This window comes from Erwinia sp. E602 (assembly GCF_018141005.1).
In the GTDB taxonomy this organism is placed as follows: domain Bacteria; phylum Pseudomonadota; class Gammaproteobacteria; order Enterobacterales; family Enterobacteriaceae; genus Erwinia.
Window position 1 is genome coordinate 1,692,857 of sequence record NZ_CP046582.1, and the last position, 14,898, is coordinate 1,707,754.

15 protein-coding genes are annotated in these 14,898 nt (G+C 54.9%); 13 read left to right on the plus strand and 2 right to left on the minus strand.

The annotated features are described in order from the left end of the window. The first annotated feature begins 77 nt into the window (after positions 1-77). From rfbB to GKQ23_RS23840, 13 genes are all read left to right on the plus strand, one after another. Complete coding sequence (gene rfbB, locus GKQ23_RS09125) at positions 78-1,166, plus strand: dTDP-glucose 4,6-dehydratase (protein ID WP_056233265.1); 1,089 nt, start codon at positions 78-80, stop codon at positions 1,164-1,166. Next, positions 1,163-2,062, plus strand: a complete 900-nt coding sequence (rfbD, locus tag GKQ23_RS09130) for a dTDP-4-dehydrorhamnose reductase (RefSeq protein ID WP_212410481.1) — start codon at positions 1,163-1,165, stop codon at positions 2,060-2,062. Before rfbB ends, rfbD begins: the two co-directional genes overlap by 4 nt. Before the next feature lie 44 nt (positions 2,063-2,106). Next, on the plus strand, positions 2,107-2,988 hold the full coding sequence (gene rfbA, locus GKQ23_RS09135) for a glucose-1-phosphate thymidylyltransferase RfbA (RefSeq protein WP_056233261.1): 882 nt from the start codon (positions 2,107-2,109) through the stop codon (positions 2,986-2,988). 2 nt (positions 2,989-2,990) lie between these two features. Continuing rightward, positions 2,991-3,524, plus strand: coding sequence for a dTDP-4-dehydrorhamnose 3,5-epimerase (gene rfbC, locus GKQ23_RS09140; RefSeq protein WP_212410491.1), 534 nt, complete (start codon positions 2,991-2,993; stop codon positions 3,522-3,524). A 12-nt stretch (positions 3,525-3,536) separates the two neighbouring features. Next, positions 3,537-5,048 (plus strand): lipopolysaccharide biosynthesis protein, encoded by a 1,512-nt coding sequence (locus tag GKQ23_RS09145; protein WP_212410493.1) that lies wholly within the window; start codon positions 3,537-3,539, stop codon positions 5,046-5,048. Further along, the gene (locus GKQ23_RS09150; protein ID WP_101506559.1) at positions 5,045-5,956 is read left to right on the plus strand and encodes a WavQ; all 912 of its coding nucleotides are present in this window, start codon (positions 5,045-5,047) and stop codon (positions 5,954-5,956) included. The genes GKQ23_RS09145 and GKQ23_RS09150 overlap by 4 nt, the downstream gene beginning before the upstream one ends. 97 nt (positions 5,957-6,053) lie before the next feature. Continuing rightward, complete coding sequence (locus GKQ23_RS09155; protein WP_056233251.1) at positions 6,054-7,124, plus strand: EpsG family protein; 1,071 nt, start codon at positions 6,054-6,056, stop codon at positions 7,122-7,124. Beyond that, a complete protein-coding gene (locus GKQ23_RS09160; protein WP_056233249.1) occupies positions 7,124-7,978 on the plus strand; it encodes a glycosyltransferase in 855 nt (284 codons plus the stop codon). The genes GKQ23_RS09155 and GKQ23_RS09160 overlap by 1 nt, the downstream gene beginning before the upstream one ends. A gap of 11 nt (positions 7,979-7,989) precedes the next feature. Beyond that, positions 7,990-8,709, plus strand: coding sequence for a glycosyltransferase (locus tag GKQ23_RS09165; protein ID WP_212410497.1), 720 nt, complete (start codon positions 7,990-7,992; stop codon positions 8,707-8,709). Then, positions 8,702-9,835 carry a glycosyltransferase family 4 protein gene (locus tag GKQ23_RS09170; protein WP_212410499.1) on the plus strand — a complete coding sequence of 378 codons (1,134 nt, stop codon included), beginning with the start codon at positions 8,702-8,704 and terminating at the stop codon, positions 9,833-9,835. The genes GKQ23_RS09165 and GKQ23_RS09170 overlap by 8 nt, the downstream gene beginning before the upstream one ends. 258 nt (positions 9,836-10,093) lie before the next feature. Beyond that, positions 10,094-11,500 carry an NADP-dependent phosphogluconate dehydrogenase gene (gene gndA, locus GKQ23_RS09175; RefSeq protein ID WP_056233244.1) on the plus strand — a complete coding sequence of 469 codons (1,407 nt, stop codon included), beginning with the start codon at positions 10,094-10,096 and terminating at the stop codon, positions 11,498-11,500. A 156-nt stretch (positions 11,501-11,656) separates the two neighbouring features. Then, positions 11,657-12,148 carry a Wzz/FepE/Etk N-terminal domain-containing protein gene (locus tag GKQ23_RS23835; protein WP_249168492.1) on the plus strand — a complete coding sequence of 164 codons (492 nt, stop codon included), beginning with the start codon at positions 11,657-11,659 and terminating at the stop codon, positions 12,146-12,148. Continuing rightward, positions 12,145-12,666: a hypothetical protein gene (locus tag GKQ23_RS23840; protein WP_249168493.1), complete on the plus strand. Its 522-nt coding sequence runs from the start codon at positions 12,145-12,147 to the stop codon at positions 12,664-12,666. Before GKQ23_RS23835 ends, GKQ23_RS23840 begins: the two co-directional genes overlap by 4 nt. A gap of 73 nt (positions 12,667-12,739) precedes the next feature. Here the strand turns inward: GKQ23_RS23840 and GKQ23_RS09185 are convergent, their stop codons facing one another. Beyond that, complete coding sequence (locus GKQ23_RS09185) at positions 12,740-13,855, minus strand: succinylglutamate desuccinylase/aspartoacylase family protein (RefSeq protein ID WP_212410501.1); 1,116 nt, start codon at positions 13,853-13,855, stop codon at positions 12,740-12,742. Positions 13,856-13,904: 49 nt separating this feature from the next. Next, complete coding sequence (locus tag GKQ23_RS09190; protein ID WP_212410503.1) at positions 13,905-14,705, minus strand: ABC transporter substrate-binding protein; 801 nt, start codon at positions 14,703-14,705, stop codon at positions 13,905-13,907. Between the last annotated feature and the right edge of the window lie 193 nt (positions 14,706-14,898).

The following is a 14,898-nucleotide window of genomic DNA, read 5'->3' on the forward strand; positions in this document are numbered from 1 at the left end:
AGTGATTTCAGGTACATTATGCAGATAATGGGCCGCGCCGGTAACGGTTGACGTAAATAATCAGAGAGAATTGACGCGTGAAAATTTTAGTGACCGGCGGAGCCGGATTTATCGGCTCTGCCGTAGTACGTCATATTATTAACTGCACAGCCGACAGCGTGGTGAATCTCGACAAACTGACCTACGCCGGCAATCCAGAGTCGCTGGTCAGCGTTGAAGCCGACCCGCGCTACGCCTTTGAGCAGGCCGATATCTGCGACGCTCAGGCGATGCGGGAGCTGTTTGCACGTCATCAGCCCGATGCGGTGATGCACCTGGCGGCAGAGAGCCACGTTGACCGCTCGATTAGCGGTCCGGCGGACTTTATCCATACCAATATCGTCGGTACCAGCGTGCTGCTGGAAGCGGCTCGCGGCTACTGGAATGAACTGGATCAGCCGCGTAAAGCGGCGTTCCGCTTCCACCATATCTCCACCGATGAAGTGTACGGTGACCTGCCGCACCCGGACGAAGTCAGCGACGGGCACCCCCTGCCGCTGTTTACCGAAACCACCCCCTATGCGCCAAGCAGCCCCTACTCTGCGTCTAAGGCCGCCTCCGATCACCTGGTCCGCGCCTGGCTGCGCACCTACGGCCTGCCGACGCTGGTGACCAACTGTTCAAACAACTACGGCCCGTATCATTTCCCCGAGAAACTGATCCCGCTGGTGATCCTCAACGCGCTGGCGGGCAAACCGCTGCCGGTGTATGGCAAGGGTGACCAGATCCGTGACTGGCTCTACGTCGACGATCACGCCCGTGCGCTCTATACCGTACTGACCCGTGGTGAAGTGGGGGAGACCTATAATATCGGCGGCCACAACGAGAAGCAGAACCTGCAGGTGGTGGAAACCATCTGCGATTTGCTGGATGAGCTGGTGCCGAAAGAGACGCCATACCGCCAGCAGATCGCTTACGTGGCCGACCGCCCTGGCCACGACCGCCGCTACGCCATTGACGCGGGCAAAATCGCCCGTGAACTGGGCTGGCAGCCGCAGGAAACCTTCGACAGCGGCATCCGCAAAACCGTGCAGTGGTATCTGGATAACGCCGAATGGGTTGCCAACGTGAAAAGCGGCGCCTATCAGGCGTGGATCGACCACAACTATCAGGGTCGTCAGCAATGAAGATCCTGCTGTTAGGGAAAAACGGCCAGCTCGGCTGGGAACTGCAGCGCGCGCTGGCGCCGCTAGGCCAGGTGACGGCGCTGGCCAGCGATGCGGCCGACTACTGTGGCGATCTGCGCCAGCCTGAACTGCTGGCGGCGACTGTCCGCCAGCTGCGGCCGGATGTGATTGTTAACGCTGCCGCCTGGACCGCCGTTGACCTTGCCGAAAGCGAGCCGCAGGCCGCTTATCAGGTGAATGCGCAGGCGGTCGAAGTGCTTGCCCGCGAAGCGCAGCAGCTGGGCGCATGGCTGATTCACTACTCCACCGATTACGTCTTTTCCGGCAGCGGTGAACGACCGTGGCGGGAAGACGACAGCACCGGTCCGCTGAACGTGTACGGCGCCAGCAAGCTGGCCGGCGAGCAGGCAATTATTGCGGCCTGTGACCAGCACCTGATCTTCCGTACCAGCTGGGTCTACGGCAGCCGCGGTAATAACTTTGCCCGCACCATGCTGCGTCTTGGCCAGCAGCGCGAAGAGCTGGCGGTGATTAATGACCAGTTTGGCGCACCGACCGGCGCGGACCTGCTGGCAGACTGTAGCGCCCATGCGCTGGTTAAAGCGCTGGCTAACCCGGCGCTGGCCGGGGTTTACCACCTTGCGGCGGGCGGCACGACCAGCTGGTACGACTATGCCCGGCTGGTGTTTAGTGAAGCCGATGCAGCCGGCCTGCCGCTGGCGCTGCGGAAGCTTAATCCGCAGCCGACCAGCGGTTATCCCACTCCGGCACAGCGACCGCTTAATTCGCGGCTGGATACGGCAAAATTTAAGCAGGCGTTTGGCCTGCAATTGCCTGAGTGGCAGCAGGGGGTTCAGCGGATGCTGGCCGAAATTCTGCCGTTGCAGGTAAAATAATCATTTCCGCTCCGCACGAAGCGGACGTAAAAAATAAGAGAATCATGATGGCACGTAAGGGAATTATTCTGGCGGGCGGCTCCGGCACCCGTCTCTATCCGGTGACAATGGCGGTCAGCAAGCAGCTGCTGCCGATCTATGACAAACCGATGATCTACTACCCGCTCAGCACCCTGATGCTGGCCGGCATCCGCGATATCCTGATTATCAGCACCCCGCAGGACACGCCGCGTTTTGAACAGCTGCTTGGCGATGGCAGCCAGTGGGGCCTTAACCTGCAGTACGTGGTGCAACAGAGCCCGGACGGGCTGGCGCAGGCGTTTATCCTCGGTGAAGAGTTTATCGGTGAAGACAGCTGTGCGCTGGTGCTCGGCGACAATATCTTCTACGGCCACGACCTGCCAAAAGAGCTGCAGTCGGCGGTGGGCCAGACTTCCGGCGCAACGGTCTTTGCCTATCATGTCAATGACCCCGAGCGTTACGGCGTGGTCGAGTTTGACGCGGACGGCGTGGCGGTGTCGCTGGAGGAGAAACCAGCCGAACCAAAGAGTAACTACGCCGTTACCGGGCTCTACTTCTACGACAACCGCGTAGTCGGGATGGCCAAAAGCCTGCAGCCGTCACCGCGCGGCGAGCTGGAGATCACCGATATTAACCGCCTGTATATGGAGCAGGGCGAGCTGTCAGTAGCGATGATGGGGCGCGGCTTCGCGTGGCTGGACACCGGCACCCACCACAGCCTGATCGAGGCCAGCAACTTCATTCAGACCATTGAAGAACGTCAGGGGCTGAAAGTCTCCTGCCCGGAAGAGATCGCCTTCCGCAAAGGCTTTATTGATGCTGCGCAGGTGCGCAAACTGGCCGAACCGCTGTCGAAAAACGCCTACGGTCAGTATCTGTTGAAAATGATTAAAGGTCTGAACTGATAATGAATGTGATCACCACGGCAATACCTGACGTGTTGCTGTTTGAACCCCGGGTGTTTGGCGACGATCGCGGCTTCTTTTTTGAAAGCTTCAGCCAACAGGTCTTTGAGCAGGCAGTCGGTCACCCGGTGAGTTTTGTGCAGGATAACCACTCTAAATCCTCTAAAGGCGTATTACGCGGCCTGCACTACCAGCGTGCGCCACACGCTCAGGGCAAGCTGGTGCGTTGTGTCGCCGGTGCGGTGTTTGACGTGGCGGTGGATATCCGCCCCGGCTCGCCGACGCGTGGCCAGTGGGTGGGGGAGATCCTCTCGGCGGAAAACAAACGTCAGTTGTGGATACCGGAAGGCTTTGCACACGGTTTTCTGGTTCTGAGCGACAGCGCTGAGTTTGTCTACAAAACGACGGCTTACTACCATCCGCAGAGCGATGCGGGGATCGCCTGGAACGATCCTGTACTGGATATCCGCTGGCCGCTGCCGTCCGGCGGCCCTCTGCTTTCTGAGAAAGATGCCGCTGCTGAAAAATTCTTATGATCCTCCGCAATAATGAATAAACACCTTAATGTATTGGCCTATATTTACAGCGTCAGGATTTATGCCGCTGCGATCAGCATTGTTCTGGTTCCGTGGGTCATAAAGCTGGTCGGCTATGATGCGTACGGGCTGGTAGGTTTTTTTGCTATTCTGCTGGCCTGCATGAACATCCTGGATGCCGGCATCGGCGGCGTATTAACCCGGCAGGCGATCGTGTCACGTACCAGCCGGGGGCAGTTCAGTCAGTTCCTCAGTGTGTTTCGTAAAGTCATTATTCTGTTTGTGACGGTGGGGATCGCGGTAGCGCTGCTGGGCAGCCTGCTGGCGCAGCACTACGGTAAAAGCTGGCTGAACACCAGCCTCAGCCATCAGGAAGTGGCATTCTGTACGTCGCTGATGTTTTGCATTTTCGCCGTACACTATATTCAGGGGCCGTGGCGAAGTTTACTGCTTTCGAATGAAAGTCAGGCGACGCTTGCTACCATCAACTTTGTCTATATGTCTCTGTCACAGCCCGGCGCCCTGCTGCTGCTGATCTATTACCGGCAGGATATAAAATTTTATTTTTTCGCCCAGCTGATTGCCGCGATAATTAACACCTCGCTGATGATATTTTACGGCGAGAGGGTTAAACGGAAGATTGTTGCCGGACTTCGCGACGTTAATGAAGTGGTCAACCGTCTGTCGTTAAGAAGCCTGCTGCTGTTCGCGTTACAGCTTTCGCTGTTATCCATACTGTGGATTATCGTTAATCAGTCAGACAAGCTGGCGCTTACCCGATTTATGGCGCTGTCTGATTACGCAAAATACAGCGTAGCGGTGTCACTGACTACCGTGGTTGCCATCATCAGCGATCCCCTCAACCAGGTGCTGTTGCCCAGGCTCACGCGTAGCTGGCATGAGAAAAATTTCGCCGTCTTTGCGCGGTTCTTTTTTGCTGCCTACAGTTTTGTCTGCCTGCTGCTGGTGCCGCTGAGCGCGTTTATGTTTTTCTTTGCCAACGATCTTCTCTATCTCTGGAGCAACGATCGTGTTCTGGCTGAGGGCGCCGCGCGTTACCTGCCGTGGCTGTTTGCCGGTAGCGTGTTTGCCGTGCTTTCTAACCTCTGTTTTTTACTGCGATACAGTTCCGGCCAGCTGAAAAACCATACGCTGATCTATCTGCTCTTCAGCGTGCTGGTGGTCCCTCTCAACGTCATTGTTGCCCGCGTCTGGCAGGGTGAGGGGACATCGCTGTTTTTTGCGGCCAGCAGCGGTCTGCTGTTCCTGCTGTGGGCAGGCTATAACTTTCATCGTTATTTTGTCTCCGGAGCCGCATTGCTCTACCAGATGCTGCTGCCGGTCATACTCATTTCGCTGGTCTGGTTCTGGTTTATCGCCCGGGTGGATATCCCCTCCACAAGTCGCGTTGTCAGTTTCGCTATATTGATGCTGAAGGGCCTTGGGGGAACGGTTCTTACCGGTGGCTACATTTTGCTTATCAGAAATAAAATTAACATTACAATAAGAGCCAGTGTCCAATGAATGTCTTTATTTATGCCAACAGCTATGACGGGAACAGTGGCGGGATCCTTGTTCTGCACCGTCTGTGCCACCTGATCAATCAGCTGGAAGGGTGCCGCGCCTGGCTGGTGGGCGCGACCCCGCTCAGCACTAACCGGCCCGATCCGAAAAGGATTGCCGCAGAGCTCAAGTGGTACGTTTACGGTAAGCGACGTTTTCAGACCAACCCACTCTGGCAGACGCCAGTCTGGCAGAACGGCAAGCTGCCGGACGATGCGGTTGTCGTCTATCCTGAAGTGACCAACGGCAATCCGCTGCGGGCGAAGCGCGTGGTCCGCTGGTTTCTGCACCAGCCGGGGTATCATACCGGCGTGATTGACTACGGTAAGGGTGAACTCTGGTTCAAGTTTAATTCCGCCATTGATGACTTTTCCCGTGCAGATTCGGTGCTGTCCGCGCATGAACTCAAGGTTATCTATTATCCGCTGGATATCTATCAGCCTGTGGAAGGTGCGGATGATAACAGGACGCTGGAATGTTGCCATATGGTGAGAAAAGGCACCGATAAACCCGCTGTTCACCCTGCAGGATCTGTCGCGGTGGATGGGCTGTCCCATCAGGAAATGGCGAACGTGTTCCGGCGCGCCCGACGTTTTATCTCCTATGATGATTACACCGCGTACTCTATTTTTGCCGTGCTGAGTGGCTGTGAATCGATCGTCGTGCCGGGGAAAGGGCGCAGCATCACTGACTGGTACCCGCAGGAGAGCGACCGTTACGGGCTGGCCTACGGTTTTGAGCCGCAGCAGCTGGAGTGGGCCGCTGCCACGCGCCATAAAGTGTCAGAACATATTCTCGCCGAACATGAAAAGTCACGTCAAAACGTGATCCAGGCGATTGATGAAATCCGGCATTATTTTAATCAGTAAGTGTTTTCGCGTTGGCGGTCATTCCTGGAAAGGCATTCAGTTTTTCCAGGGAAAAGATGCGCAGCTAAATATCTGCTTCATCAAATAGTTTTCAACTATGATAATTTATATTTTCGGTTATATGATTCTGCTGGGGATGCTGCTGGTATCCGTTGACAGAAGATGTCCGGTTTATTTGTCCCGGCTGATGTTCTCATTTATGTGTGTTACGCTGTTAGTGTTTTGCGCGCTACGCGGAGACATTGATCCCGATCATCATAGTTATCTGAATATCTACGGCTATATTACTCAGGGGCAGACTTATCTGATTGAGCCTGCCTTCTATTTCTTTACATGGCTTTCTTATTACCTGATTAACAGCCCTGCATTGATTTTTATAGGGTTTGCCTTTATTTCCCTCACGGTAAAACATGAGTTACTGAGAAAGTATAGTCTCTATCCGCTGCTGTCATTGCTGATTTATTACTGCAATTATTATATTTTGCATGATATGACGCAGATACGCATCGGTGTTGCGATTGGTATTGCTTTCGCCGCGATCGTCTGCTGGTTCAGTAACCGGAGATATACCTATTATCTGTTGATCTTCATCTCTTTCCTTTTCCATTATTCCGCACTGATGTTCTTAATTGTGCCATTTTTGCCTAAGGGAAGGGTCAAAAATAAAGAACTTCTGATTTATATCTTTGTGCTGGTCTTTGCATACGTTTTGTATGCTATGAAATTTGGACTTGCGAGCGTGTTCTCCTATATACCTATCGGCTTCGTACAGGAGAAGTTCCTTGCCTATAGTGAGGAAACACGCTCGGGAGCCCTGCAGCCAGTCAATGTTTTCAGTATGATGCAGATGCTGAAGCTGGCAGTAATTGCGTTGATATTTTTATTTGCCAACCGCAGATACAGCCACTCTCCGTTTCATAATACAATGTTTCGCTTCTATATTTTTTCTTCTTTATTCTGGGTGATGTTTTTTGATATTCCTGCCTTTAGCATTCGTATATCAGAGTTGTTTGGATTTTCAGAGGTGTTTCTGCTTCCCTGCCTGATGTCGGTGTCCGCCAGGAAGTCTGTTGGGTTAGGTATAATCATTTCGATAACCCTGTTTATGTTTTATCTTAATATTTATCATAATAAAATTCTTTTGCCGTGGTCGGTATTTTGGGAGTGATGATGAAAGTTTTGCCCGTTATTGTTCTGTACAAAACAAAGCTGAATGGCAGCCAGAGCGTCTGTTCTCTGCTGGCGCAGAATATCGGTGTGCTCGGGATCGATAAAATTTTCGTTTATGATAATTCTCCCGTTGCCAGTCCTCAACAGCCAGGCACCGACGCGGCAGCGGTTGAGGTTATCTATCATCACGATCGGCAGAATTCCGGCGTCAGCCGTGCCTATAACACCGCCGCACGTTACGCCAGTGAACAGGGTTACGACTGGCTGCTGTTGCTCGATCAGGACACCCTGTTACCGGACGGTGCCCTGGAACGTTATCGTGATGCCATGCTGTTGCATCCGCAGCTTCCGCTGTTTGCCCCGGTGCTTAAAACTCAACAAGGGGCGATCTGCTCACCCTGTGAGTACCGCTTCCATCGCGGCTTTTCGCCCAAAGAGGTCCACCGTGGCTTAGCGGACTTTCGGCACTGGGCTCCCATCAACAGCTGTATGATGGTTTCAACTGAAAAACTGCTGGAGGTCGGTGGCTATAATGAACGCGCCTTCCTCGACTTCAGCGATTTTCAGTTTATCGAGCGTTTAAGGAAAAAATATTCCCAATTCTGTATTGTCGACTTTGTCGCAACGCAGGATTTTTCAAATGACACCCGCGATGTTTCCGCGCTTGCGCGTCGTTTTAAACTCTATTGCCAGTGTGCCCTGGGCTGCGAACGTGATTCTGCTCTCGACAGCCTGCAGTATTTGATGATTGTGACGCTGCGAATGCTAAAACTGACCGCGCGCACCCGTAATCTCGATTTCTTGAAGATTTTCATCAAAGGATACATTTTCAGGAGAAGTGAAGAAGTATGATTTCAGTATGTATGGCCACCTATAACGGCGAACACTATATTCACCAACAGCTGCTGAGTATTTTAAAACAACTGGACGAGCATGATGAAGTCATCATTTCCGACGATGGCAGTCAGGACAGTACGTTAGCGGTTATTGCTGCGTTTAACGATCCACGAGTAACGGTTATCAGCCATTCGCGTGACTGGCTGCCGGCTGCCACCCCCGTCATTTCACGGGTGAAAAACAGTTTTTCCTCTGCGCTGGAGAAAGCACAGGGTGAATTTATTTTCCTCTCCGACCAGGACGACGAGTGGCTGGAGGGCCGCGTTGTGGCCGCAGTGGCCGAATTGCAGAGTGGCGCTGACCTGGTGGTCTGCGACTGCAAAGTGGTTGATGACAACCACCAGACGCTGATTAACTCCTGGTATGAATTCATCCCGCCCAGCAAGAGCCTGCTGCGCACGCTGTGGAAGAGCTCTTTCCACGGATGCTGTATGGCCTTTCGCGCCGGGGTATTACGCCGCGCGCTGCCGTTCCCGGACCGGGATATCGGCCATGACACGTGGCTTGGCCTGATGGCCTGCTGGCGGGGAAAAGTAACATTCCTGGCTCAGCCCTATATTCTTTACCGTCGTCACGGCAGCGCGGTAACGCATTGCGGGTTCAAAAGCGAACGCAGTCTGAAAACAAAACTGCTTTATCGTAAAGATCTTATGCTGTCGCTGCTGACAAGGATGGTCAATGCCTAGTATTGCGCATGTCCAGGTTATGCCGAAATTATCCGGCGTACAGAACTTTTCTTTACATATTCTGAAAGATCTGCCCTTTGACGAAAAATATCTTATCTGCTCTGAGGCAGAGCAGGTAGCGGAAGGGCAGCGGGAGGAGTTTATTCAGGCCTTCACCGAGGCCGGCGTAAAAATCATTTGGGCAAAGCACCTGTGCCGATCGACAGGGCCTCACGATCTTGCTGCAACCCTCGAGCTGTGGCAGATATTTCGTCGCTATCGTTTTGACATCGTTCATACCAATTCGACAAAGCCCGGGGTTATCGCCCGTATTGCCGCCAGACTTGCGGGAATTAAAAAGGTCATTCATACCGTGCATGGCATTGCCTTTCATGAGCACGAAAGTCTGCTTAAGAGAGTGTTTTATTACGGTCTTGAAGCATTCGCTCTGCAATTTGGCCATGTTAACGTATCGGTCAATAAGTTCTATCTTCGCTATTATCGCCCGTTTTTCTGGAAAAAGAATTGCTTTATTTATAATGGCATTAATCCTGAGAAGTGGATAAACCAGGCGCCGGTTACTCCCTCGTTATCTGAGGCTGAAGAAGGCAAAGCGGTAAAACGGGTCCTGTTTGTCGGCCGGCTCGATACGCAGAAAAACCCCCTGACCGCTATCCGCGCGTTTGCCTGCCTTCTGGGTAAGCTGCCCGGTGCGCATTTCGATATGGTCGGCGATGGTGAACTCAGAGCAGATTGTGAAGCGCTGGTGCGTGAACTGGGCATTGAACAACAGGTGACGTTCCACGGCTGGATTGGCAACCCTGAACACTTCTATGCACGCTGTGACGTGTTTTTTTGCCCCTCTCTCTACGAAGCATTCGGTTTTACCTTCACCGAGGCTGCGCTGTTCTCGCGTCCCATCGTCGCTTCTGATGTCGAGGGCATCCCGGAGGTGGTGATCGCCAATAAAATGGGTTTGATATGCAGTGCCGATGACTACGCGGCCCAGGCAGACTGTCTGTATCGCATTCTGACCGACTCTTCACTGGCTGCGGAATTTGGTCGGTTTGGTCGTCAGCACGTTATTGAGCATTTTCCTCTGTCAAACTGCCTGAAACAGTATCTGAAACTCTATACCGATGAATGAATGTTTCCTCAGGGGAAGTGTCAGTTCCGTTTTTCCAGTCGATGAGGCTGAATCGTGATAGCTTTTTGAGAAAAAAAATGGCGGAATGCGTTTTAAACCCCCATAAAATGAGCGTGTTAGTCGATAAATCGCCTTTCATTTTCAGTCAAAATCTATCGCATCAATCACTACCCACTGCACCTAAACCTGAGTTAACATGTTTAGAACATTGACCGCAGTCACATTACTGCAGGAAACATCACGTAGACAGGAGTAGGTATGTCCAAGCAACAGATCGGCGTTGTGGGTATGGCTGTTATGGGCCGTAATCTGGCACTCAACATTGAGAGCCGTGGCTATTCAGTCTCTATCTTCAACCGCTCGCGTGAGAAGACGGACGAAGTGGTTGCTGAGAACCCGGGTAAGAACCTGGTTCCGCATTACACCGTAGAAGAGTTCGTCGACTCCCTGGAAAAACCGCGTCGTATTCTTCTGATGGTGCAGGCCGGTGAAGCGACCGACAAAACCATCGCCTCTCTGACTCCTCACCTGGACAAGGGCGACATTCTGATCGACGGTGGTAACACCTTCTATAAAGACACCATTCGCCGTAACCGCGAGCTGTCTGAGCAGGGCTTCAACTTCATCGGTACCGGCGTTTCCGGCGGTGAAGAGGGCGCGCTGAAGGGTCCGTCAATCATGCCTGGCGGCCAGAAAGAAGCCTACGAGCTGGTAGCACCGATTCTGGATCAGATCGCAGCACGCGCCGAAGGCGAAGCCTGTGTCGCCTATATGGGTCCGGATGGCGCGGGTCACTACGTGAAGATGGTGCATAACGGCATCGAATACGGTGATATGCAGCTGATCGCAGAAGCCTACTCCCTGCTGAAAAATGCCCTGAACCTGAGCAACGACGAGCTGGCAAAAACCTTCAGCGAGTGGAACGAAGGCGAGCTGAGCAGCTACCTGATCGACATCACCAAAGATATCTTCACCAAGAAAGACGAAGAGGGTAACTACCTGGTTGACGTCATTCTGGATGAAGCAGCGAACAAAGGCACCGGTAAATGGACCAGCCAGAGTTCACTGGATCTCGGCGAGCCGCTGTCACTGATCACCGAATCCGTGTTTGCCCGCTACCTCTCCTCGCTGAAAACTCAGCGCGTTGCGGCATCTAAAGTGCTGAGCGGCCCGGCCGTGCAGCCGGTGTCTGGCGACAAAGCCGAGTTTGAAGAGAAAGTGCGTCGTGCACTGTACCTGGGTAAGATCGTCTCTTACGCACAGGGCTTCTCACAGCTGAAAGCCGCTTCTGAAGAGAACAACTGGGACCTGAACTACGGTGAGATCGCCAAGATCTTCCGTGCGGGCTGCATCATCCGCGCCCAGTTCCTGCAGAAGATCACCGATGCGTACGCCGACAACGCCGACATCGCTAACCTGCTGCTGGCACCGTACTTCAAGAACATCGCCGACGAATACCAGCAGGCGCTGCGTGACGTGGTGGCCTATGCCGTGCAGAACGGTATCCCGACGCCGACCTTCTCTGCCGCTATCGCTTACTACGACAGCTACCGTTCAGCGGTGCTGCCGGCTAACCTGATTCAGGCGCAGCGTGACTACTTCGGTGCTCACACCTACAAGCGTATTGATAAAGACGGTGTGTTCCACACCGAGTGGCTGGACTAATCTGCCATTGACCTCCCGCCGTCCGGCGGGAGGTTTTCTTTCTGATTTTTCCGTTTTTATGCAGAATACACTGCTTTATCGCCTTAACTTTTCTACTCTTTTTTTCATCTAAGCACGCTCGCCGTGTTGGCTTTTTTCTCGCTGGAATAATCAATTATGCACCAAGACAATCAAATGTCCGGGTATGCTGCTGCATCCCGTGATTCGACCTATCGTCAGGATGACCTGGACTTGCTGGATGTTATCGCTCAACTGTGGCGCGGAAAAATCATTATCCTGTCCACCATGCTGATAGCGCTGTTGCTGGCCTGCGGCTATCTGGCGGTGGTTAAAGAGAAATGGACCTCCAGCGCGATTGTGACGCTGCCCGCGGCCGGACAGGTTGCTAACTATAATGCAGCGCTCAGCGTGCTCTATGAACAGAACCCCAGAGATAAACCTGCTCTGGGCGAGCTCCAGCAACAGTTGTTCGGCCGCTTCAGCGCATCGATGAGCGCGCTTGCCAGCGAACTGAAAAATCAGGGCGAGCCACAGTCTCTGACCGTTGAGCCTGTCTCACAGAACAGCAATGATTCGCTGCGGTTTGCCTTTGTGCCGGTTCAGCAGAAGAGGCGAAAAAAGCGCTTAACGGCTATATCAGTAAAGTGAATGATGACGTCGTCGAAGATTATGGTGCCGATATTCGTCGCAGTCTGAGTGTTAAAACCCGCGAGCTTTCAGACTCGCTGGCAGCGCAGAAACAGGTCGCGCTGGATAAGAAAGAGCAGCGTATGGCGGTGATCAGACAATCGCTGAAAATAGCGGAAGAGGCTAACATTACCCACTCCCAGCTCAGCCAGGCGGAATTCCTGTCGGATGACACGCTGTATCTGCTTGGCGTCTCATCGCTGAAGGCGATGATTGCGAATGAAGATACCCGGCCGCTGACTTTTAACGATCTCTATTACGAAACTCAGCGTGCGCTGCTCTCTCTGACACATCTGAAAATTCAGGTGGATAATTTGCAGTCGTTCCGCTTTATCTCTCAGCCCGACACCCCGTTCCGCCGTGACAGCCCTAAGCGTTCGCTGACGCTGCTTCTCGCGCTGGTGTTCGGTGCCGTACTCGGTTCTGCCGTGGTCATCGGCCGCTTTGCCAGCCGCCAGTATCGTCTGCGCGGAAAATAACGATCGCCTGAAAGGGTGACGTACGCAAAAAGGGCTTCCCGTGATGGGAAGCCCTTTTTTGTTTGGTGGCCGCTTATGGCACCAGCAGCGGACCTTCGCGTTCGGCGTTGCCGCCGGCCAGCCGGGTAACCAGCATCCCGGCGGTGGCGAAACGTACCCAGTGGCGGGCATAGAGCCACCCGCCGAATTCGGCAACCAGCGGGGTCAGCCTGTCGCTGAGCGGATCAAGGATCTCGGCCACCACTTCACCGGGCGCGATCCATTCGCCCACCTCACGGCGGTGCAGGATCACCCCGGCATGCGGTGCAGAGAGATACTCGCAGCCGGCCAGCGGCACCGGCGGGTTCTCCAGCGGCGGCAGCGGCGGGGCGCTGCCCGACAGATACCCGGCGTAGGTCAGCGCGTTAAGGATGGCGTCGGCGTCCTGTTCGGCCAGCGCATGGCTGACGTCGCGCGCGCCGCGCAGCTCCAGCGTCACCGGCAGCAGGCCTGGCGGCAGCGGGAAACGGTCGCCCAGCTCACGATTAAGGCTGTTCCACAGTTCGGTACAGGCCTCATCAAACGGCTCGCCGCCGGAGATCTCAGCAATCAGATGTATCCGGCTGCCGAGGTAGCGCGCCAGCGGTTCGATGGCGGGCCAGGCCTGCGGGGTGGTGTAGAGGTGCGGCAGCGACTCCCAGTCGCAGTGCAGGTCGATCATCAGATCGGCCTGGCAGGCCATCTGCATCAGCACCTGGCGCTGCGAGTCCAGCTCGGTGAGCGGCGGCTGCTGGCTGAACCAGTCGCTGATTGCCTGGCGGATCAGCTGGCGGTTCTGCTCCACGTCCTGGGTCAGTACCGGGGCCAGCAGGGCGGCGATGGCTTTGCCCGGTAACGGATACCGCCGGTTAAAGTCCTGTCCCGACGGCAGGTGAAAACGCCCGAGGTGGGTGCCGTGCAGGTGCTGGCCGAGGGCGATCGGGTTCGCCACCGGCACCAGGGTAATCTGCGCGGCGACGCGGCCGGCGGCTTCCAGCGCCTGCAGCTTGTTTTTCAGGTACCAGGCGACGGTAACGCCCGGCAGTTCGTCGCCGTGCAGTCCGGCCTGGATATAGACCTGGCGCGCGCCGGGCTGACCAAAGTGATAGCTGATAATGTCGCGCTGGGTCCCCAGCGAGGCGCTGAGCAGCGGATGATGGCGTTGTTGCATAGAGAGCCTTCAGGTAAGAAAAGGCCGCGCGCGGGGCGCGGCCGGCAGATTACTTCTGCTGGATAGAGATGTCGGTGGCGAAGTACTTCTTCTGGATGGTGTCGAAGGTGCCGTTTTTCTTGATCTCGGCAAAGGCACCGTCGATAGCATTTTTCAGCTCGGTATCGCCCTTACGCAGGCCAATCGCGGTGCCCGGGCCGATAATCGGATCTTCGACAATCGGGCCGGCCAGCGCAAAGTCCTGCCCCTGCGGCTGCTTCAGGAAGCCAATCGCGGCCTGGGCGGCATCGGTAAACACCACGTCAAGGCGGCCGGCAACCAGATCGCTCTCCACCTGCGCCTGGTCACCGTAAGGCACCACATTGACGCCGTGCGGCTGCCATTTTGCCAGCGCGTAGCGCTCCTGCACCGTCCCCTGCTGCACGCCAACGGTTTTACCCTTCAGCGATTCGGCGGTCGGCAGCACGCCGCTGCCTTTACGGGCGATCAGCTGCGCGTGGGTGTCATACAACGGTACGCTGAAGTCGATCTGCTTCAGACGCTCTTCGGTGATGCCCATATCGGAGAGGATGGCGTCGAACTTACGTGCCTTCAGCGCCGGGATAATACCGTCGAACTGGCTCTCCACCCAGACGCACTTCGCCTGCAGCTGTGCGCACAGCGCGTTGCCAAGGTCGATATCAAAACCGACCAGCTTGCCGTCGGCGGTTTTTGACTCAAACGGCGGGTAGGTCGGGTCGACGGCGAAGCGGATCTGATCGATTTTGGCCTGTGCGCCGAAGGAACAGACGGCCAGCAGGGAGAGGGCTGCGGCCTGGCGCAGACGGGTTTTCAGTGATGTGTTTGCCATAATTGCTATTATTCTCAGACTCTTTGATACGGCCAGACAGAGTAACCGCTGGCGGCAGTGCTGAAAACCCTTTATGCGCAAAATGCATGTTGAACGGCGGCTCGCGCTGGTACCGCCACCGGTTCGGCAGCCGCAGGAACGTCGGCGGGCATTAACCCGTTGAGTGGAAAGCAGGGGGGAAGGGGGGCAAGGC